Source organism: Paenibacillus sp. FSL R7-277, assembly GCF_000517965.1.
Lineage (GTDB): Bacteria > Bacillota > Bacilli > Paenibacillales > Paenibacillaceae > Paenibacillus_AQ > Paenibacillus_AQ silagei.
Genome location: NZ_ASPX01000033.1, coordinates 98,049 through 121,694 on the forward strand (window position 1 = coordinate 98,049; position 23,646 = coordinate 121,694).

Below are 23,646 nucleotides of genomic sequence, written 5' to 3' on the forward strand. Positions count from 1 at the left end.
TTGCCCTCAGGGTGTTAACTCAAAATACTTTGTCTTCACAAAGTAATCCAAATAACGGTTGAACACCTCCTCTCCTACCTCTGGGCAAGTGATGGTGGTTTCACTCAAGCCTTTGGTAACATTGGTAGTGTCATACGTAATTTCCACATCCCATTCACCCATATCTTCCGGAATGAACGGCAGCATAGCCTTGGTGGTATTCAGGTTAGGATTCTCGGCAACTCTGTCCACCAATTCATCCTTCCACTGCTCATAGGGCATTTTTTCAACTTTGAACCCGTACGAATTCATCCAGGTATACACTTGGTTTAGTGTGTTCATTTTACTGGCGACAATATGGAAGTTTTTGTTGCTTGATCCCGCTTGGATGGACAATGCTACAATAGATTTGCTGACATAATCCACTGGAATAAATTCTATATTCACATTCTCCTCGAACAATACTCCTGCTTCTACACAGCTTTTGATCATAAGCCACATGATATCTCTGGTTTGACATGCCCCTGTGGTACTGGAGCCGGATATTCTGCCGACGCGGTAGATACTTAACGGAATGCCTCTCTCTTTGGCCAGAGCCATTATTCTCTCGCCAACCCACTTGCTTTGCTGATATCCCAGTACAAGCACCTCATGATCGGACGGAATGGTATCCTCGTATGCGATATATCCGTTTTCGTGTGAGAGCGTAGAGAATACATAGTGAGTTGACACGTAATGTACCTGCTTTAACTTATGGGTGGATGCCAGACGTAAAATCTCCTGAACTCCCTGTACGTTTACATCTTTAATCTTGTTATACGGCTCCAGGAAATTAGTGATAGCGCCCGCATGATAGATGGAATCGATTCGGACTGCCAATTCGTTGAAATCCTGCAGCTGTTGGCCGAGCAACGGTCTGGCAAGATCGCCCGTGCAGACTTCTATTCTGCTTCTGTAAGCTTCGTCCCATAAATTGTACATTTCCATATTAGCCACTACTCTGTCGTAGCCGCTCTGCACACTGTCCGCACGGACCAGCAGCACCATATGATAATCTGTCATAGTAATAAGCTCCTGCAGCAGAAATGCCCCCAGGAATCCCGTCACACCGGTCAAAAGGATGTTATGGATCCGGGTATGATCCCACGCTTGAAGTTCCTTTGCTCCGGTAATTTCCTCGTCCAGCCACACCTCATTTTTCAAAAATTCCCGGGTCTTATAGCGGAAATTACTTACGGCGGATTCATTGATATCCTGTTTATTTTGCTCGCTTTTGACCGCTTCAATATACATCGCCATTTGCTCAATGGACGAACTGTCGAAGAAAATCCGCACCGGCAGCATCATATCAAAGGCATTCTTGAACTTTACAATGAGCTGGGCAGCCATGATGGAGGTTCCGCCAAGTTCGAAAAAGTTATCCAAAACTCCTACTTTGTCAACGTTAAGAATATCTGCCCACAGGGCGGCAATTTTTTGCTCCGTTTCCGTTCTCGGCTGCAGATATTCAGCCTTAACGCCTGTTCTTGTTTTCATTTTCGAATCCGCAATCGCCCTCATTATTTCTTCAATAGACTTTGTATGACTAACCAGATCGTTAATTTGATCTTTTTCGGCTTCATCCAGCTTATTCCATCTGTTGAAAATGAACTGGTAGGGGTCGAAGCTGCGGTCTGCCTTGTGCGGTTTGTCTGGAATATCCGGTTCTTGGTCTGCTTTGTTAGGGTGGAGTGCTTCATTCGCATAATCCTCGAGCTTTTCACAAGAAATTGTCAGGGCTTCACCTGTGTGAACACGCTTCAAGTCGGTGCGGGTAACCCTGGCCAGAAATTGAGCCGCACTCTCATTCCTGCCGTTGGATTGATAGTGGAACACTATAGAGTCACACTGGTGTTCTCTAATTCTATTGGCTAATTCCTTCATTAAATGATATTCAACATTTTTACCAAGCACCCGGCAATTTAAGAGCAGAGCGTCAACCTTGAAGCTCTGCTTATCAACTGTCCCAATGATGGTACCGGCCATGCCGTAATCTCCAAATCTGTCTTGTACCTTTACGGAATAAATCAATTGATTATCCCCGTTAAGCGCTCCGATGATTTCCTCCTGTGTCCATAGTAATCCTGTCAGGTTGAAATCTTTGGTATTATGGAGGATATGCTCGATCTGTTCGGCCTGCAGCTCATTGATTTCCCGTAGAGTGACTTCCAGCTGGATGGATTGAAGGAATTCCTCCAGACTGTATTCCTCAGTGTTGTCTGCCAAGGCAGCTTCGTCATTGCTGTAACGGGAAGCTTCAGCGGATATATAATCCAGAATTCCCGAGGCCTCTACGCTCTGCATCCACAGTGTCGAATCCTCCGGCAGCAGCACCTGCCGTATTCCGCTTAAGTGCAGCTCTTTCGTATCCAGTACAATGAATTGATCCAGTGAAACATCGTGTTCTCTATGTATTTGCAGGATTGCTTCTGTTATCGTTTCACACTCACAGCTCATATACTTACATTCTTGCTTGGTGAGGATGAGATCTTCCCTGTCCAATATGGCATTCAATTGTCCTGGAGCGGATCTTGAGCACAGCATGATTTCATTTCCCCAGCTTACAAGTTCCTGCAGATAGCGCTGAAATAAAAGGTAGGAATCATCCGTAACCACTCTTTGCTCATCCAATTCATGAAGAACTGCGTCTCCTGCTTGTTCCTCTTGCTCACACAATAGGACATCCGCATCAAAGACAAGGATATTGCGCTTATTGCTCAGATCCAGCTTGATGATTCGGCTAATCTGTCTTGCAGCCTCCTTGTAGATGCTATTCACATAAGGAGCTTTGGCAAAAGCATACATGCCCATGTGATAGCTCTGATCTGCGCCGTATCTGCGGACCAGCTCTTCCCCGTCTGCCAGGTATATGCCTTCAACGAATCTAAGCTTATCCATCATAAACTTTCGCAGCATCATGGACGTTTCCATTGCACCGTACACAATTTGCAGGTCACCGACTCCCAGCGGTCTGTTCTCATAGACAGGAGGGAGCATAAAAATCAGCTTGCAGCAGAGTGCCGCCTTGGCCTGCAGAACGGCTTCGATCAACATCGACAGATCAGCCTTGCATGAATTAAAGCTCTCTTTCCGATAGAAATCTTTCCGGCCAATAATATCTTCCAACCGGGTCCAGATGACTAAATAATCCGGTTTCTTCTGAAATAATAAGCTGTCCGGGTCCATGCACTGGGATGTGATCTGATTATACGGTCCGGTTTCAATTTTGGACTGAAGCCCGAGTTCCTTGATATCTTCTTCAAGATAGTCTTCCAGTAAATCAGCAGTGAAGCTGGACAATACATAAATATTGTGCGGCATGTCACTCACTCCATCCTCCTCCTTCACTCTCCGCTTCCGGGCTCACACCTTACACATTGATCTCAAAATGTTCAATCTTGCTCTTCAGCCGCGCCAAAAATTCGACCGCATAGAATCCGTTCACTACACGATGATCGTACGCCAGGCCAAGATTGATATAGCTTCTTTCTGCCACCGTCCCTTCCTTCAGGACCAATTCCTTCATTACCGCACCCACGGAGATCATCCCGGTCTGGCCCGGCAGAATGATGGGAATGACGCTGACAACATCGGCGCTTGTATTCAGACTAATCGTTATCGTTCCGTCCATCAGATCCGTTTCAGCAAAACTGCTTCTTAAGGCTTTATATTTATATTCCATCATTATTTCTGCAGTATGCTCAATTCTTCCAGCGTGTTCAGCTTTAATTACCGGAATGTAGAGACCTGTCCCCACATCGATGGTCACACCGACATTGACTTCAGCAGCAGGAATAAATGTATCTCCATCCTTCAGCTTTCCGTACATTAACGGGAATTCATCCTTGATCGATACCAGCAGCACCGGTAATACTTCTCCAAACCCCACAATGGCCTCAAACTGCTCACCGATTTCCCGCATTCCGGTTAGAGCTTCATCACAATATACTTTCATTAATAAAAAGGCGTTTGGAATATTCGTATGCGATTCGGATACTGTTTTAGAGACCTGTTTTTGATTCTTACTCAAGAGAATCCGGGCCTCATCCCCATCGATTCTTTGCTTCAGCAGCTCTTCCAAGTCACTTAATTTAATCAATTTCTTATTTAAGGCTGACAGCTCCTGCTGCGAAAATTGGTGCAATGCGGCAAACGCTTCTGCCTGATTGGAAAGTTTGTAACTGGCCGTGCTTTCTGCTGTGGCACTGCCCACGGATAATTCCTTGTATGTATTCATCTCTTGGAGGGACTCAAAAACAAAGGCAATAACCTCGCCGGTTCTCACATCAGTTTGTTCTTTAGCCGTAGGATAAAAATAGCCGTCTGCTTCACATTCGATATCAATAGCTGCCTTGGAAGTCTCCAGGGTGGTAATTAGATCACCGGAATGAATGAATTCGCCCTCAGCGCAATAATAGTTCTGGATCAAGCAGTTGTTATCATTCGCATTTAACTGTGGAACAACAATTGGTCTCATACCCGCCTCCGTTATCCTTCTTTAGCGATTTTCATCAGCTTCAGTACACTTTCATAAATGTCCTGTTCCCCTACCAGTACCTGGCTTTCATAATACTTGGATGCGGGAATAATGCTGTCAGAAGAACTTAAGAGCTCAATGGCTCCATCCTTCTGCTTATTGAGATATGGATATAATTTGACCGCTATTCCTTCGCCCCAGGTATGCCCGCTGGTCCCCTCTTCCACAATGAGAATCTTGCCGGCTGCAACCGCATCTTCAATAATGGCCTCGATTCCGCAGGGATACAGCTTGGAAGGTACCGCTACCTTAACTTCAATTTCATCCGCCATAATCAGCTTTTCAGCCACTTTCATGCACATGGAAGCCAAGCCTCCGGGGCAAAGGATCAGAACATCCGGTACACTGTTTTCTTCTATACTGGCAACTGCCCAGTTCTCATGGTCACCTTTAAAGGAATAGTTGAAGAGTTCATCGATTACGCCATTTTCATACCTGTACTGGGAATATATTATTTTTTCTTCAAAAAAAATACAAGGATTTTTCTCACTAAACATCCGGTTAAACACATAATAATTATCATGAAAAGGAGACAGCTCATACACGCTTAGATTCGGAATGCCCATGAAGTATTTTTGCATGCTTTGGCTGTGTGTGGGTCCGTACCCCCTGTAACCGCCATTGGCACATCTGACAATCATGCTGAGATCCAGCTTGTCCCCGTACATGGTTACGGACTTGGACGCAAAATTGAGCAGAGGGTCAAATGACAATGTAGTGAAATCCGAAAACATCATATCCACGATCGGTTTGTGGCCCATGATTGCCATTCCGCTTGCCATGTTGACAAATCCCTCTTCACTTATCGGCGTGCCAATCACTCTGTCCGGAAAATCATCAGATAATCCCTTGTTGATTTTGAAGGCACCCCCATAAGGCTCACGTACATCTTCCCCGATTACAACGACTGCCTCGTCCTCACACATCAGTTGATGAATGGCATGTCTCAAATTCTCATTTATTTTTTCTTTTTTCATAGTCCACCCATTTGGCTCCCTCTCTGTGTATGACAAGTTCCTGCAGCGTTTGCATTTGATTCCGGACAGCTTCTTCAAGCTTTTCTACCCTTGCCTCATCGCTGGCTTTCATTTGGTTGTACCAGTAATTCTCCCGGACTCTTTCAAGCTCATCAGCACTTCTAGTATCATCACCTTTACTGTGGGACGCGACCCGATCTGTTATAAATTCAATGACCAGGGGTTTGGATTCTTTGCGGACACGGTGTATAGCGTCACCAGTCTGTTCTCTTATTTCATTAACAGCTTTGCTCCGGATGCACAGATAATCAAGATCGAACCCCCGTACCCGGCCTTCTATGCTTCCCGACATGCTGTAGCTTTGCTGGGTTGATATTGCTATTCCATTGTTCTCTACAACGATGACCATCGGGAGATTCCATATGCCGGCAAAGTTCAAGCTTTCGTACACGCAGCCCCTGCCAAATGTTCCGTCTCCAATATAGACAAATACCAGATTATCTTGTTGCTTGTATTTATAACTCCAGGCGATGCCTGTGCCTACCGCTATGCCTTCGGCCTGAACCCCTGTAGATATAAAACGGTCTCTGCGAATGTGCTGGCTTCCTCCGATTCCATTGCATACGGCGCCTTGTTTGCCCATGACCTCTGCCAGCAAGCCCTGGGCATCCCCATATCTGGCAATATAATGCCCATGCCCCCGGTGATTGCTGATCACAAAGTCTTCTTCTTCAATGAACGGATTCAACGCTACCGGGATATATTCTTGTCCCATGCAGGTATGAGTGGTCCCTGTGACATGTCCGCTTGAAAAAAGCCCGAGGACCGATAGCTCATATTGACGGATCAACAGCATTCTTTCCAGATCATGATCACTAGTGCTTCCCGCCAGAACCGCCTGCCCGGCAATGGCATTATTCAAAGATTTCATTGCTTACTCCTTTGCTCTTCAAGACCGTTATAAAGGCGGCAAGATTTTTCAGGCTTTTTACTTCCTTGAAGGAGAACTTCACCTTATAGGTATCTTCAATAGTTGTGATTAACTTGATATGCTTCAGGCTTGTCCATTCTGGAGCATTTTGCGGTGACAAGTCTTCGTGAATCGTTTCTTTGTCCGGTATGGCCAGAATATCCGCAACAATCTCTTTTAATGTCATAACTTCAGCATCCTCTCATCATTCAGCCCGTTGACTGCAGTGCTGTATTGTAAATACTCATGACCAGTTCTGTGCCCATCGCCGTGTAATACTCTCTTAAATAAGGAACATGCCCTTCTTCATCACCAAGACCGTCGTTATACTCACTAAGCTTATATTTCACAGCGATTTCGTCTCCATGAAGTACAGAAATATTCCCGTTTTTCGCACATTCCGCAGCTATTTTTTGCTCCGACTGTTGAATGAGCCGCTTTGTTTCATTCATCTGATTGACTTTATCCGATGCCGGACACAGATATAGGATGACCTTGGACTGATGCTTGTTCACAAAGCTACAGGCATATTGGATGAACCGGTTCGCATTGTCCGTCAGCACGGCTTCAAGCCTAGCATCCTTAGCATCCATGCCTTGAATCCAGTCTTCCAAACGGAGTAACAGGATTCCGATGCCTTGACTGCCTCTGCATAAAAGTCCCGTATCATCAATCAATTGCTGGAACACCTGGCTATATGGTGCGAATTGCAGCTTATAGTCGATCCGGAGCTTATCCAGCCAGAATTCCATCGGCTCTCCTACCGGCCCGGATTCGAAGGAGGAGACGACCGTCATCACTACTTTCTTACGCGATAGAGAGGAGACGAATTCACCGATGGTCCGGTCAGGATTCTCAGTAATCAACTGGATTAATAGCTTGAAATCCTCAATCATCTGCAGAATGGTATCCTGGGCGAACAGATCCGTATTGTACTCGAACCCTGCAGATATTCCATTCTTCAGAATGGTTGCGTACAACGACAAATCGAATTGTGCCGTCTCTACCGACACTGGGAGTACTTCAACCTCAATTCCCGGAATACTAACACTCAGCATCGACTCCTCGGTCTGAACATATAGCACCTGGAACACTGGTGAATGCTGCATCTGACGTTCAATATCTAGGCCCGTTACCACTTGTTCAAACGGAATCTCCGCATGATTAAAGGCTTCCATGCAATGGTCTCTAACCTGGGTGAATAACTCTGCAAAGGTCATGCTGCTGGCTATTTCACTTTGGATCACTACCGTATTAATGAATAGGCCGATTAATTTCTCCAATTCAAGCTGGTTTCTGTTGGCAACCGGTGTTCCAATACAGAGCTTATTATCCAGACTGTAGCCATGCATCAGAAGGGTTAGCGCGGACATCATCATATGGTACATCGAGCCATTCATTTGCACACATCTGTCGCTCATTGCCTTCACTGCTTCTGTTTCAATGAAAAAGTATTCCGTCCTTCCCCGATAAGTCTGAGTGCTGCCTCTCTTATAATCGTAGGGTAAATGAATGTCCTTTGGTGCATCTTTAAGCTTGCCAATCCAATACTCCAGCTGATCATCCAGCTGGCCGCCTTCAATTCTTTTACGCTGCCATTCCGAATAATCGACATATTGTACCTGCAGCAATGAACGGGTAACTTGTCCGTGAAGCCTGTCCCGATAGGCACTGGCAATTTCATTCATGATTACACCAAAGGACCAGCCATCACAGATAATATGATGAAGGGAAAGGGTCAATACGATTTCTTCTTCAGACAATATCAACACATAGAACCGCCATAAAGGGCCTACGGTCAAATCAAAGGGCCGTCTTGCGATTTCGCTGTTCATCTCCTTGATCTTGGCAGCTCTCAAAGAAGGGTCGGGTTCTTCCAAATGAATAATATCCAGCCGGAATCTTTCATACGGTTTGATAATCTGTGACGGGATATAATCTATGGTGTTGAACACTGTCCTAAGACTTTCATGCTTCTCAACGACTGCATTGAGCACATCTTCCAGAATATCAAGTCTTATATCGCCTTTGAGCAGATAGGACTGCGGGACATTAAATACGCCACCGTTCATGAACTGCTCCATAAACCATTGTCTTTGCTGTGCAAAGGACTGGCTGAACGCATTTGAGGTTCTGGCGACCCGCTCAATATCACTTTTCTTGCTGTCTCTGGACTTTGTAATTAGTCCTGCGAGCTGTTCCCTTGATAAGGATTTGATTTTATCCTTCTTAGTCTCCATATAAGTACTCCTTACTTATCTTTTCAAAAGCTCCTTAAGGCGCTTCCTCTTTACCTTCATGGCTTCCTTCTCTGTCTCCATCACTTCACTTGCAGAAGCGACTTCGGCATAGCTGCTCGTTGTCTCCTCCAGATATTCACATAGGCTGCGGATGGTTGGGTATTTGAACATATCCACCACTGTAATATTCGTATCAAAGCTCTCCTTGATCTTGTAATAGACCTGAACCACAAGCAGCGAATGGCCGCCAATATCAAAAAAATTATCATTGACGCCAATGTTCCGGGCATTCAGGACGGCTTCCCATATTCGCTTGACCTTAGCTTCGTTGTCATTCGCTGCTTCTACAAATTCATTCATTACGCTTCTTCTTAACCTTCCAGGCTCCGGAAGCATCTTCTTATTCAGCTTGCCATTTGGCAATAACGGCATCTCAGGCAAGACAATAAAGAACGATGGAATCATATAATCCTGCAACTGACTTCTGATATGTTCTCTGATGACAGGAATGTACTTGTGGTTATCTTTCCACTCCAGAGGATTGGTGAAGTATACACTTTGGTCCTCATTGTAGCGGATGAAATTCGGCACTTCATAATCATAGGCACAGGTGTCCGCTCCATATTTATTCTTATGGAACAAGATCAGTTGATAATCTCCGCTCTCGCCATGACCATTCCACAAAGCGCGAAGCCGGTAATTTCCGCCATCCTGCACGAGCAAATCGTATAAGCTTGGAGCATACAGCTGAAGCTCCCTAACGTCTTCTCTCAGCTCACGGACAGTTGCAGCTTGCACACTATGATCGTTCAGCAGCGACTCAACCTTGTTCTCATGAACCAGCTTATCGAACTGGACATCATGGATTACAATAACGTCATCCTGCCGCCCGGTGAGTATATCCTGGAGCCCCTGCTCCGCTTGTATATTCCGCCAGCTGAACTGAACGATATTGTCCAGCTGCTCCGCTTCTTTCGTCCGGATCACTACCTGATAGCGGAATTTACTCATCTCATTCTCGAACTTTGTTACTTTAGGCAGAATGGAGACATGCTCTACCTGCTCCAGGGAATCCTTAAGACTCAAGAAATATTTGGAGTCTACCAGCAGCTCATTCTCCGCTGTAATAGAATTCTTAATTCGGTCGTTTAATTCTTGCACGGTGGTATCCGCAGGAGCCTTATACCATTCCACCGAAGTATGATAGCTCTTCAGCAGCGGCAGGGAACGTACATCACCGATAAAAAGGGTTCCCTCTTTGTTCAGCATGCCTAAAAGAGTAGTAATCACCTCATTCAGATACGCTCCGCTCGGGAAGTACTGAATGACAGAGTTGATAATAATGGTGTCGAACGTCTCATTCTGCAGCTCGCCAAGCTCATCAGCCGATTTCTGATATAGTCTGACATTCATGGAGCGGTCCAAATTCCGTTCGATATAATCGAGGCCTATCCTCGATAGATCAATACCCACGTACTCTTCGCATAACGGGGCGATTTTGAACAGAATCATCCCTGTACCGCAACCGACCTCCAGTACTCTCCGCGGCTTAAAGCTCTTAATCAGATCTACGGAATCGGTAAGCCACTCTTCCATTTCCGGGATACCAAGCTTCTCCCCGGTGTAGCTGCTGTTCCAGCTGATTGTATTTAGGCTGAAATCTTGAATCGTTTCCTCTTTGTTGTAGGCATTATCGAATATCGACTCCCACTGGGTGACCTGTTCCTTGCTCTCCTCCGTGACATCCTGTTCCCTATAATTCACATCACGGACAATGTAGGACACGATTCTTACATCATTTCCATCCTCTAGGTTAATGACTACGTTATCCTTAACGGAAGGGTGTGACTGAATCACCTTTTCGATTTCCCCTAATTCAATGCGCAGTCCTCTTACTTTGACCTGATTGTCAGCGCGTCCTATGAAGTTGATGTTGCCGTCCGGCAGCAATTTGACAATGTCACCCGTCCGGTACATCCGTGCACCCACATATTTACTGAACGGATTCGAAATGAATTTCTCGGCTGTCAGGTCGTCCCGTTTGTAGTATCCTCTGGCCAGATTCACACCAGCAATGAATAGCTCTCCGCTCACATTGTAAGGAACGGGATTCATGTACTCGTCCAGTACATACAGCTGTACATTGGAAATGGGCTTGCCGATCGGCACAATCTCTTTATCCAGTTGCTCGCTGCAATCGTAGTAAGATACTTCAACGGAGGCTTCGGTAGGGCCATATAAGTTGTATAGACCTGCATCGAAGGTCTGGAAGAACTGTTCCTTTAACCTGTACGGCAATGCCTCCCCGCTGCAGAATACTTTTCTCAGGCTGCTTCCTGCCTGCTTGGCTCCGGGATGCTCCAGGAACAGCTTCAGGATCGAAGGAACAAAATGAGCGATGGTAATCTGTTCATCCCTGATCAACTGAGCGAGATACTCCACGTCTTTATGCCCTTCCGGCTTGGCTATAACCAGACATGCGCCTATCGTTAGCGCCCAAAAAATCTCGCTGCAGGATACATCAAAGCTGAAGGGCGTCTTCTGCACCTGCCGATCTCCCGGCTGCATCCCAAATTCTTTTTGGCCCCATACAATACGGTTTCTGATGCCGCTATGAATATTAATCGTTCCCTTAGGCTTTCCTGTTGAACCTGAGGTGTAAATCATGTACGCCGCTTGGGTACCTTCAACCTTCACTCCCGGATTATCCGTACTCATCGGCAGGAACAGTTCCTTGTCCCGCAAATCCACCTTCCGTATTCCCGCAAGCGCATCGATCTCGTCCATGCAGTACAGCACCAGCTTAACCTCAGAATCCTGAAGCATATAATCTACCCGGTCCCGGGGATATGTTGGATCAATAGGGATATAGGCCGCGCCTGCTTTTAGAATCCCATAGACAGCTACCATCATTTCAATGGACCGGTCTGCGTACACACCAACGAAATCCTCGGTCCCTATTCCCTGCGCAATCAGATAATGGGCGACTTGATTCACCCGCATGTTAAATTCCAGATACGTAAGCGTGTCTCCCTGGAATTTCAGCGCCGGTGCATCCGGTCTTAAGAGCGCCTGTTCTTCAAATAATTCATGGATAAATAATTCTTTCTCAAATGTATAATCCGTCTTATTGTGCTCATAGAGGATTTCATTGATTTCTTCTTTATCCATGAAATTGAACTGCTTGATTTTTTGATAAGGATCTGCGCATAGGCTGTTGATGATGTTCTCCAGATGCCGCATCATCTTCCGTATGGTGCCTGTTTTATAAATATCCGTATTGTATTCACATAAGGTGTGAACTCCGTCTTCCAGCTCTCTCATGGAAATCCAGAAATCGAACATTGCTGATTTATTGTCTGTTTCCACTCTGGTAATCGCAAGATTCGGCAGCTTGAAATCTGGCAGTGCTTCATTTTGAAGGGAGAACATCACTTGGAACAACGGGTTTCTGCTTAAATCGCGTTCCAGCTCCAATTCGTCCACCAGCATCTCGAACGGCATATCCTGCGCATCATAGGACTCCAGTGCACTTGTCTTTACCCGTTCAATCAATTCCAAGAAGGAAATATCTCCTGACAAATCATTGCGTAGCACCAAGGTGTTCACAAAAAATCCGATCGTATTCTCTGTTTCCATCCGCGTACGGTTGGCAATCGGGGTTCCAATGGCGATATCATCCTGTCCGGTATATCTTGCGAACAGGACATCGACCGCCGCCAGATAAATCATAAAGGGTGTAGCGCCCGTAGTTTCTGCCAGTTCATTCACCCGGTCCATCATGCTCTTGTTATATACGAAGAAGTCCTTTTTCCCATTAAATGTTTGTACTTTCGGTCTGTCGTAATCCGACGGTATATCCAGGGTAGCAACATCCTTGAGCTTGTTCTTCCAATATACAAACTGGTCTTCTTTAACCTTTCCGGTGAACCAGTCCCTCTGCCACTGGGTATAATCCGCATATTGCCATTCAATTTTGGGTAATTCGGCCGGCTTTTGATTCACTAAAGCATCATATAGCTCGACGAATTCATGTACAAAAACTCCCATTGACCAGCCGTCGGAAATAATATGATGCATGGTGAGGAAAATAACATGCTCATCTGCGGCAAATTTAAGCAGCTTACATCTGATTAATGGTCCGTTTCTGAAATCAAATTCCTGATGTACTTCTTCATCTGCCAGTTCGGTAATTACCTGCTCTCTTGCCTCTTCTTCCACATGCATTAGATTCTGCAGAGGGATCTCGATGGTATCCACATCATGCAGCACCTGCATAATTTGCCCTTCAATGTTGTCGAAGGTCGTTCTGAGTCCTTCATGGCGCTTGACGATTTCTGTAACAGCCTGCTGCAGGCAGGAGACATTTAACTCGCCTTTAAGCCTGATGGTCTCCAGAATATTGTAAAACGCGCTTTCTTCATCATATTGTTTTAAGAACCAAAGTCTTTGCTGGGCATAAGAAGCCGGTATGCCCTGTTTCTTCTCTTCATCAGATAATTTTGAAAGGGGACCTTCCCCCTTGGAATCCGTAACCGGGCGAACTCTCTCTTCCACAAGCTTAGCCAGCGCTCCAACGGTCGGATGATAGAATAAGTCATTGATGGCAAATTCGATCCCGTATTCTTTTTTAATTCTGGAGACGACCTGGGTTGCCTTTAAGGAATGTCCTCCAAGCTCAAAGAAGTTATCATTCATCCCTATTTTCCCGGCGGCTAATACTTCGGACCAAATGTTGCTTATGATTCTCTCAGCATCTGTAGACGCTTCTACATATGGCTCTGCTTGTTCCTCTTCGATCACTTCGCCATCCCTATTGACCGTGAGCATCTTCAGCGTGCTTACCGCGCCATAATCATCTAGGACCTTGGCGTTCTCAAGCTGGAGAAGAGCCTCTGTATCTTCCTGCCTGTAGACAGCAAGATATTCTTTGGCATACACTTTCTCATCGATTCTGTGGCTGATATGCACATTATTCTCGTCAATTCCTACATAGACCATGTCGTCACCTAGGTTCAGCAGGGCTTCAAAGAATAACAGGCCATCCTGCTCACTGATCACATGCTGCCCGATGGATTCACTGAGACTGTTAATGGATTGCAGGCTGCCCGCAGTCATTCCGATCTTATCCCACATCGTCCAAGAGATACATTTCACTGCATACCCTAATTGGCCGGCTGCATACTTACAGAACATTTCCAGGAAGCTGTTTCCTGCCGCATAAGCACTGAAGGTCGCACTTCCGAGCAGCGAGGTCACCGAAGAGAAAGTAATCAACATCGCCTCTTTTCTGCTTTTCAAGAGTTCAAACAGATTTAGCACGCCATAGACCTTGGCATTGAATTCTTCGGCAAAAGTCTGCTGTTCGATTGCCGTAATCAGGTATGAATCCCGGTTATCAAAATGCCGTTGGTAGCTTGAATTCCCGGCAAGATGTATAATTCCGTCTATCTGAATTCCCTTCGATTGCTCATAATCTTCAACCGCCTGAACGATGGAATCCAGATCACACACATCCGCCTGCCGGTAACTGATGGAAGTTCCTAGTGCAACTAATTGGTTGTAATGTTGAACTCTGCTATCATTATCCTCAAGAGTCCCCAGATCGCTTCTTCCCAGGATCAGAAGATTCGCTTGATAGTTTTCAATGAGCTGACTGCAGATTTTTGTGCCGATGCCCCCAAGGCCCCCGGTTACCACATAATTTCCGCCTTGTTTGATCCTTGTCTTGGGTTCTGCTTTCCGTAAAGGCACATTCCGGAGCTTCCAGGTTAATCTCCTGCCGTCACGGTAACTGATTTCCTTCACGGCAGTCTCTCCGTGCATAATCTCAGCGCGTAATAAGCGGGCATCCTGCTTGATATCCCTTCCTTCCAAATCGATCAGCAGCGATCGTAAACCCGTATTCTCCGTATCCAGAGTAGCCATGAAGCCGATTAATGCGGCATTATCATAACGGGTTCCCAGGCCGCCTGCATCCTGGAACACATTGCTGCTACCCACATACAGGCTTGTAGAAGCGCATAGGTCATTGTCCGCCAATACCTGCAGTAAGTGGATTAGACTAAAGACACCGAGTTGGCTACTGCTTGAGATATCTGTATCTCCGCTAGCGTTGATTTGATAAGTGGGAAGATAGATCATATGATCAGCCTTCCACCCGATTTGCTTAAAATAGTCAAACAGCTCTTTGCAGCCCTCATAACGGGTATAATCACAGCCATAATGATTCCGGTCATATACCTGGAAGCAGTCCTCTTGCTTGACCGATATGACCCTGGTCTCATCCAGGCCCATACATTCTATGAATTCACCCGCCAATCCGTGGCGGTCCTCAAACACCAGGATATTGACGCAGGGTACGGTGCCCTCTTCAAGCTTAAAGCTCAGCGGCTTCCATACTTTCTTGAATATCCATGGCTTTACGGTGTTCTTATTTCTGACGATTTCGAGTTTTTTCAGGACAGCATCGTATTTGCCGGCAAGCAGGGAATCTCTTAACAGAATCCGCTGAATTTTACCAATTCCTGTCTTTGGAATCTCTTTTTTAGCCAGAGGGATGATGTATTCAATAACAAGCCCGATTTTTGAAGTGATTACCTTTTGCATCTCTTTGATGATTCCTTTGAGCCTCACGGCATCCATAGATACCGGATGGAAGAATATCGCTAATTCTTCCTCTTGTGAACCGCTTGCTTTGACTGATACCGCAGCCGTATAAGATACTTCAACCCCGTCAATCTCCTCAAGGATGGCCTCAATTTCCGAATTATTATAGTTGACACCATTGATGATAATGATGTCTTTGGCCCTGCCTGTAATGGTAAGTCCCCGGTCGGTTATAATCCCCAGATCCCCCGTATCGAACCAGCCGTCTGACGTAAATGCTTCGGCGTTTGCTTTGGGGTTATTGTAATATCCCGGTGTAATACACACCCCGGCCATCTGAAAGCGTCCCTCTGTATAAAGAGGCACTAATTCATTCTGAGCATCGACAATACGGATGCTGTTCCCTGGAAGAGGTCTGCCTACACTTACACTGCTATCCTCCTGCTTCACTACATCTTGACCGAAATCCGTGGAATATATGGAACCCGAACAAGTCTCGGACATCCCGAAGCACGGCATCATTGCCGACTTATCCAGATGATATGGCTTAAGGATTTCATTAAACTTCAGTGCGGTCCGCGCCACCACCACTTCTCCGCCGTTGGTTATAAATCGCAGGGCAGACAGGTCAATATTCAGTTCTTTGATTCCACCCTCAAGGCTGTTAATCAAATTAAAGGCGAAGTTGGGTGCCCAGGTATTCGTAGCTCTAAAATCACTCATCAGCGTAAGCCAACGGAGCGGAGCTTCCAGAATATAATTAACAGGTGCCAGAATCTCCTGGCAATGCAGATAGATGTCTCTTACATTACACATTACAATTCCGCCCACATGGTCCATAGGCATCCAGTTAAAGGTCACTTCTTCTGGACCAAACCCGTTATTTTGGCAGGCGGCAATGGTGCGTCTCAAAATATTTCTGTGGGTCTGCATAACTCCTTTCGGCATTCCTGTGCTTCCCGAGGTAAGCAGCAGCAGCGCTACATCATCCGGCTTCACCTCGTAGGTGATTTCTAGTTCCCGGCTGTTCATCAATTGTTCAGCGGAATAGACGGTGAACTCTTCTTCGCCGCCAAGAACTCCGGGAACACTGCGAATACTTTCAGCCAGAACTTCATCCGTCACAATCACAGGCTGTTCAAGCATTTTCCAAGCATTCAACAGTTTGCGGATCACTGCATTATCTTCTTTATAAGAAGCAGCTACCGTAGCCGGAATTCCGATAAAGCCGCCTAACATACAAGCCCAGAAGGTATTTACATAATTCCGGTTGTTATCCATCTGATAGATGACCTTGTCCCCAGGCTGCAATCCTCTTTCGATAAGACCGCAGCAGATAGCCTTGGCTTCACTGTAGACCTGCTTATAGTTAGCAAACTCAATGCTGCCATCATAATTAACGAACCGGATGCCATAATCCTCAGGAGCTTGATCGGCAGCCCGTTTGATGTAATAACCCAGATCAAAGACGGTATTCTCAGGAATGATCACTTCTTCTCCAACAATGAGTGATAGCTGTGTGTCAGCGCCGATCTCTTCCTTGCGGACTTCAACCACTTCAACGTTATCCGTTTTGCCGGAGCTCTTCTTCTTAATAAAAGAAAAATGCTCGGCCAAATCGGAGATATGCACATTATCCCGGCTGATTCTTACGGCCTTACGCACGAACTTCACAGGAAATTCACTCATAGCGCTCTGCTCATCCGGGATCACTAAGTTACTCCAGCGCTGAATGAGGTTGTCATTAATAATTTCCAGTTCGAGCAGATCATTGATTTTGACAACGCCATCTCTGTAATAAGGAATGTTTGACACAGGAACGAACTCTGCTGCTGCCAGACAATCCTTCTTATTTAAGTCAAGCAAGATGCACAATCTGTCGGCGATTGCACTTCTTATGGCTCCGGTTCGCTCTTCATCGAATGCCGCTTGTTCCACTACAGCATCCGTCACCGGCTCCACATAATAGACAACAAGCTTGGATTCACCCTTCCTGTTATAACGCTGAAGCATCTTCACGTCTTCTACTAATGATTCCGCTCTTAGGGCACGCTCCAGCACAGGCAAATCACGTTTGATTCCGCCAATTACCATGCTGGTGCTTAAGGTCTCATTAATCATTAACGTTCCATCTGCATAATAACGGCCCATGTACCCGGAAGCGGTCTGATCCGGCGTCCATACACTGCCCTCGAATCCATCCGGAAGCGGGTGCCCATATGTATCAACAATCAGAACGCGCGGTATAGCGGAAGCTGAAATCTGAGGGATAGGCTGGTTATGCAAGTTCACAACGGCGGATACTGCCTTCCCTGCTTTGAAATCTGCACTCTGCTCAGATGGAAGCAGTTGAATAGTGCAGATAGCTTCATTTATTTTAAGGACCATTTCATCCAAAATCGTTATGAAGCTCCTTTGAAATTCTTCAATGATCCTGTCGCTGAAATAAGCGGAATTATAAATCGTCTCCACAAGGATTCCGTGATCCGGCTTAACCACCCAGGCCAGCGGATAATTGATTTCTTCTCTTAATTGCAGCTCTGTTATCGAGAACTCTGTGATATCCTTATAAGCCTGCGCGTTGGCATAATTCTCATATACAAAAATACTCTGGAATAACTGAGGCAGATTATGGGCGCTGCTGATCTCAGCCAAAGACATATATTCATGGGGACTGCGGCTGATTTGATCCTGTGTGAGGTTCTCCAGGCACTCCAGCAAGGTAAGGTTACCGTCTAACTGAACACGAACCGGAATGGTATTGATAAAGATGCCTACGGTTTGATCGATACCTTTTAATTCTGCAGGTCTTCCCGATACAGTCGTCCCATAGACGACATCTTCTTTTCCACTGTATCTACTCAGCAGAATGGCAAAGGCAAGATTATACAGTTGATAGGCGCTGAACCCGTTATTTTTAGTGATCTGCTCGATAGAATGATGTATATCCTCTGAAAGCCGTAAGGAGAGTTTACGGGTCTCCCCCTTCTGCTCTTCCACTGCAGGTTCAGTATAGAGAGGCAAAGCTTCCTCAAAGCCCTTCAGCTTTTCTTTCCAGTACTGTCTGGAGACCTCGGCATCCTGTTTATGCAACCAATGGATATAGTCCTTAAATGATGCGGATTTGTGCTTCGCCGGCGCTTCCCCTGTCTTGAACGCTTTATAATTCCCGAACATTTCCTCCAGTACCAGAGGCAGTGACCAGCCATCCATGATGATGTGGTGAAAGCTCCAGACAAAATAATAGCTGTCTTCTGAAATTTGAATTAGGGCAAACCTCATCAGCGGTGCCTTGTCCAGTTCAAAACCCATCATTCGATCATTTTCAAGAAACGTGCTATAATCATGCCCGATTTCTTCAAGCGGCAGATTGCTCCAGTCATACTGAATGTAGCTGCATTCGCATTGCTTCAGAACTACCTGAACAGGTTTTTTCACACCTTCCCAGACAAAGGCGGTTCTTAGAGCGGAATGATCGTTAATGACCTTCTGCCAGGAATCCCAAAAATATTCGAAATTAATCTGCCCGTGTAATTTGCACGAGAATTGCTCCAAATACATGCTGCTGCTTTCACTTTTCAAGCTGTGGAACAGCATGCCTTCCTGCATGGTGGATAATCCATAGATATCTGCAACGTTCCTCTTGTTCATGTATTCTCCTCTTTCTTGTCCCTGAGTGACCTTAATTGAACTTTGCCAAGATGAAATCTAAATCTTCCATATCCACATCGTCAAAATCTGCAGCGGAAACTCCATCATCCTCAGATTCAATACAGTAGCTGATCATCCCCCTAAGCGTATCCGTGAAAGCATTGGCCTGCTGCACGATGTTCTCCCCGGAATGGATATTCGGGTTATATCCCCACTCGAAGGTTAAGCGGTCTTGCTGGATATACCCGTTGACTTCAAGCAGACTGACTCTTGTATTCTTCAATCCCCTGGTATACAGCGGTTCTCCGGTAATCAGCCGGAAGTGTTCATGCTGCGGGTTCTTGTTATCCAAATGCCCCATGTAATTAAAAACAATATCCATAGCTTCACGGGGGTAATCACTAAGCAAGAACTCGAACTTACGCTTCTGCACTGCAGCTAATCTGTCTTTCACTTTTTTTAACGTAGCTCCAGTAGTTGAAATATCATCTGCGGAGAAGTAAAAAGGATACAGGTTGGTAAACCAGCCTACCGTTCTTGACAGATCCACCTGATCGGCAAGCATATCTCTTCCGTGACTTTCCAGATATAAGGTATGGTCTGCCCCATCCCATTCATGCAGCATCGTTTCCAGGGCGGCAATCATGACCTCAATCGGCTGAATGCTGTAATGCTTAGGCACTTCAGTCATTAGCTTGGCGGTATCTTCTTCCGATAAGGAGAACAGGCATTGCTCTGCATCTCCTTCAAGATTGTCTACGCTGGACCAGCCTTTTTTGGTATTTCTTGAATGAGCCGCAATTTCTTTGGTCCATTCCTTTTTTTTGCTCACTGCTTCATGGCTGCCGGCGTATGCTTCTGCTGCGTTGCTCCATCTTATGAAGGACGAGGTTTTCTGCGGAAGCCTGACTTCCCGCTTGTCTATTAAGGCTTGATAGCCATTCAATACATCCTCAGCGATGAACCTGAAGGACACCGCGTCGCATACCAGATGATGTGCTGTCAATATCAGTCTGCTGCTTGACCATGTATCGGACACAATAAGCAGCCCTTTAAATACTTCTCCCGCTTGCAAATTAAGAGATTGCTGAAAAGCCGTCAATTCCTGCTGCATCCGCTGTTCATAGTCATCACAAGCTGGAATCTCTACTGTCTTCAGGCGTTCGCTGTAGGCAAACGGCAGGATATCCGCATACCTTGGAGCCTTTCCGGGAAGTACACGGGTTCTTAACAAATCATGCTGCCGGCACACTTCATTGAGTGCTTCATTCAATCGCCCAGCATCTACAGTCTGCTTCAATTCAAAGCTTACAGACTGATTCCAATGGTTATTTTCCGGGAAATTATTGGTGAAGAACCACTGCTGGATAGGTGTCAACAGGTACGAACCTGTAACCTCTCCCTGATCACAGCAGATGTGTTCAACTGCCGCAGCCTTTAAGGCCATTTGTTCAATACATTTATCATCGTAAAAAGACTTTAATTCGAGCTTAATTCCTGCCTCTGCCGCCTTGGCGATAACCTGCATGCTGATAATGGAGTCTCCGCCAATTTCGAAGAAATGATCACGGATACTAACCCGCTCAACTCCTAAGAGCTCACACCAGATTTGTTCCAGCGTTCTTTCAATCTCTGTGGTCGGTTCAGCAAAATCGTTCTCCGCTTCCATAGGCTGGCCTAAGGACGCTAATCTGCTGTTATCCGGCTTACCATTCATATTTAGCGGAATGGCCTCAAGCGTATAAAATGCTGATGGGATCATATACGAAGGTAATCCATCGTTCAAAAAGCTTCTGATTTCTGTCAGAGTCACTGCTGTATCCACAACTACATAAGCTGCCAGATAAAGATTGCTCTTGTGGTCGATCTCCGGGATAACAACCGCCTCAATCACTTTGTTATGAGAAGAGAGTTTATTCTCAATCTCTCCGATTTCGATCCGGTGTCCCCTGATCTTGACCTGATGATCTATTCTTCCGGTAAAAGCAATATTTCCGTCGTCCAGCCAGCTTGCGTAATCCCCCGTCCGGTACAATTTACCGGGACCATAAGGATTATCTATGAATTTCTCCGCTGTCAGTTCCGGCCTGTTCAGATACCCCCGGGCAATGCCTACTCCTGCTATACATAATTCTCCAATAATTCCTTTTCCACATAAGGAAGTATAATTCATAATATAGATTTGCATATTGGTAATTGGCTTGCCGATCGGAATTCTATTCGGGATTTGAACAGTCCTTTCGTATTGCCAGTCCGACGCACAGACCGTAGTCTCGGTAGGTCCATACGCATTGAAATATTCAATCGGCTCTGGCAAATTCTCCACCAGATTGACGCTTGCTGCTGATCCCGCTGTGATCAACAGACGGATTCCGACGGGCCTATCCGCTATTACATTCCAGTATGGCGGAGGCAAGGTGGCAACGGTTACGTTATGCCTTTTCAGCTCCAGTTCCAGCAGATTCACATCCAGCGCTACTTCTTTGGTAATGATGCATAGTCTTGCACCGGTGAGAATTCCCATAATCATTTCCCAGACAGAGGCATCAAAAACAAGATTGGCAAATTGCAGGATTGTATCATCCGTGGTCACTTTGTATTTATTCCAAAAATAATCTCTCAAGTTAACAATACCGCTGTGTTCCACCATAACGCCTTTGGGCTGACCTGTAGTTCCCGAGGTATAGATTACATAAGCAAGATTATCCGGATTGCTGTGGTCCGTAAGATTGTCCGTGGACTCGGTCTCGATATGCTTGTCACCCATTGAAATCTGCTCAATGCCTGCATAATCCTGATGGATGCCGGAAGTTATCATATACCGGACTTTGCTGTCTTCCAGAATATACTCCATCCGCTCCCGGGGATAAGCCGAATCCACCGGCATATAAGCTCCGCCAGCCTTGGTTACCCCCAGTATGGCAATGATGGCCTCAATGGATTTATCCAGCATAATAGCAACCAGACTCTCGCAGCCCACACCGTATTTCCGCAGATGATGTGCCAGTTGATTGCTGCGGTTATTCAGTTCTCTGTAGGTAATCCTCTCATTGCCGCATACTACGGCTACTGCCTCTTCCCGGAGCGCCGCCTGGGTCTCGAATAACTGCTTGATGGTCTGTGGCTTATAGTCCGTAACCTTTTCGTTAAAAGAGTAGAGTATCTCATCCTTTTCTTCTTCCGGGATCATTTCAATATTTGTTATAGGCTGATTGTCATATTCAGCAATGAATTGCAGAATATTCAGATAATAATCCTTAATCTTTTCAATCCGCTCCCGGGAGAATTTATCCGATTTATACTCAAACCAGGCGCTTAACCCATCCTTTTCATCATTGACTTCCAGCGCCAGATCAACCTTGGCCGTTTTTAAATCCAGTTCTTCGAACTCTATGTAGAAATCCTTTGTTGTAATATCCTTTAACGCATTGGTCTCATAACTGAACACCACCTGATAGATCGGGGTGGACAGCAAATCTCTTTCTACCTTCAAGTCCTCTACTATGAAATCAAACGGCAAATCCTGATGCTTCAAGGCCTGCATCACCTGGGCATTCTCCGCCTGGATATAATCGAATAATTGTTGCTCTTCACCAATATTACTGCGGATCGGCAGCATGTTCAGGAAGCACCCGATGATGCTCTGGCATTCCTCTTCATTTCTGCCGGTAACCGGGACCCCGACAATAATATCGTTTTGGTGTACATACTTATGCAGCATGATTTTGAGTGCGCTCATTAACAATACAAACAGTGTAACCCCGTGTTTTTTTGCAGCAGCTTCCAGTTTTACTTTCATCTCCTTGCGGATTGAAAAAGCTACCCGTTCGCCATGATAGGTAAGCCCATGACCGGCCGTGTAATCCGTTGGAAGCATACAGCTCATGCTGCTGCCCGACAATTGTTCCCTCCAGAACTTAAGCTGATGATCGAACTCCCCTTTGGCAATCCGGTCATTCATGTGAATGACATAATCGTAGTATTGCACAGCGGGTTCGTGTACAGATTCCATACTTGCGCCTTCATAGGCTTCATACAGTTGAAGCAATTCTCTAATAAAAATGCCGCTTGAATAACCGTCCGATACAATATGATGCCAAACAATTTGTCCAATCCATTCGGTCTCACTCAACTTGTAACAGATCAGGCGAATAAGCTTGCCCTCAGCTAACTGGAACGGCTGTATTCCTTCCGCGTACATCCTTTGCCTGATACCGTCAGGCGATATTTCCATCCCTGCCTGGGAGCAATCATACATTCTGAAGGCCGGCTCTTCGGTATCTTCGCTGAGCTCAACCTCAAGCTGTCCTTGTCCTCCCTTGAATTTGGAACGCAGCACCTCCTGCTGCTTAACCACCGTTCTGAAGGCCTTGTGCAAAAGCTCCACTTGAAGGTTTCCATGGAATTTCACATAACCCGAAACATTATACGTAATCGATTCATTGAAGAGCTGTTCGACATACCAAATTTTCTTTTGCATATAGTTGGAAGGCAAAACGGTCAACTCCGGTGCTCTCTTGATGACCCTATGCAGCCCTTTGTCTTGCAGGATGATCTGTCTTTTCTTTTTTCTTTGTTCCTCCAAGAGACTCTCCAGCAGCAGTCTCTTGGCGTCCGATAAGGCATTCACTCTGTTTTTCACGC

General features: G+C 45.8%; 8 protein-coding genes. All 8 read right to left on the bottom strand.

What is annotated here, in order from left to right:
- Positions 1-6 precede the first annotated feature (6 nt).
- Genes C173_RS11850 through C173_RS11885 form a run of 8 tightly spaced genes read right to left on the bottom strand, consistent with a single transcriptional unit; the run spans position 7 to position 23,644 of the window.
- The gene (locus C173_RS11850; protein WP_235191875.1) at positions 7-3,339 is read right to left on the bottom strand and encodes a thioester reductase domain-containing protein; all 3,333 of its coding nucleotides are present in this window, start codon (positions 3,337-3,339) and stop codon (positions 7-9) included.
- A 49-nt stretch (positions 3,340-3,388) separates the two neighbouring features.
- Positions 3,389-4,447 (bottom strand): 2-oxo acid dehydrogenase subunit E2, encoded by a 1,059-nt coding sequence (locus C173_RS11855; RefSeq protein ID WP_162174687.1) that lies wholly within the window; start codon positions 4,445-4,447, stop codon positions 3,389-3,391.
- Between the two features lie 59 nt (positions 4,448-4,506).
- A complete protein-coding gene (locus C173_RS11860) occupies positions 4,507-5,568 on the bottom strand; it encodes an alpha-ketoacid dehydrogenase subunit beta (protein WP_235191865.1) in 1,062 nt (353 codons plus the stop codon).
- Positions 5,510-6,463, bottom strand: a complete 954-nt coding sequence (locus C173_RS11865; RefSeq protein WP_036725002.1) for a thiamine pyrophosphate-dependent dehydrogenase E1 component subunit alpha — start codon at positions 6,461-6,463, stop codon at positions 5,510-5,512. Before C173_RS11865 ends, C173_RS11860 begins: the two co-directional genes overlap by 59 nt.
- Entirely contained in the window at positions 6,447-6,689 is a 243-nt protein-coding gene (locus tag C173_RS11870) for an acyl carrier protein (protein ID WP_036725003.1), read from the bottom strand. The genes C173_RS11865 and C173_RS11870 overlap by 17 nt, the downstream gene beginning before the upstream one ends.
- A 22-nt stretch (positions 6,690-6,711) precedes the next feature.
- Positions 6,712-8,742 (bottom strand): condensation domain-containing protein, encoded by a 2,031-nt coding sequence (locus tag C173_RS11875; protein ID WP_036725004.1) that lies wholly within the window; start codon positions 8,740-8,742, stop codon positions 6,712-6,714.
- A 15-nt stretch (positions 8,743-8,757) separates the two neighbouring features.
- The gene (locus C173_RS11880) at positions 8,758-19,002 is read right to left on the bottom strand and encodes a non-ribosomal peptide synthetase (protein WP_036725006.1); all 10,245 of its coding nucleotides are present in this window, start codon (positions 19,000-19,002) and stop codon (positions 8,758-8,760) included.
- A 31-nt stretch (positions 19,003-19,033) separates the two neighbouring features.
- A complete protein-coding gene (locus C173_RS11885; protein WP_235191866.1) occupies positions 19,034-23,644 on the bottom strand; it encodes a non-ribosomal peptide synthetase in 4,611 nt (1,536 codons plus the stop codon).
- Positions 23,645-23,646 lie beyond the last annotated feature (2 nt).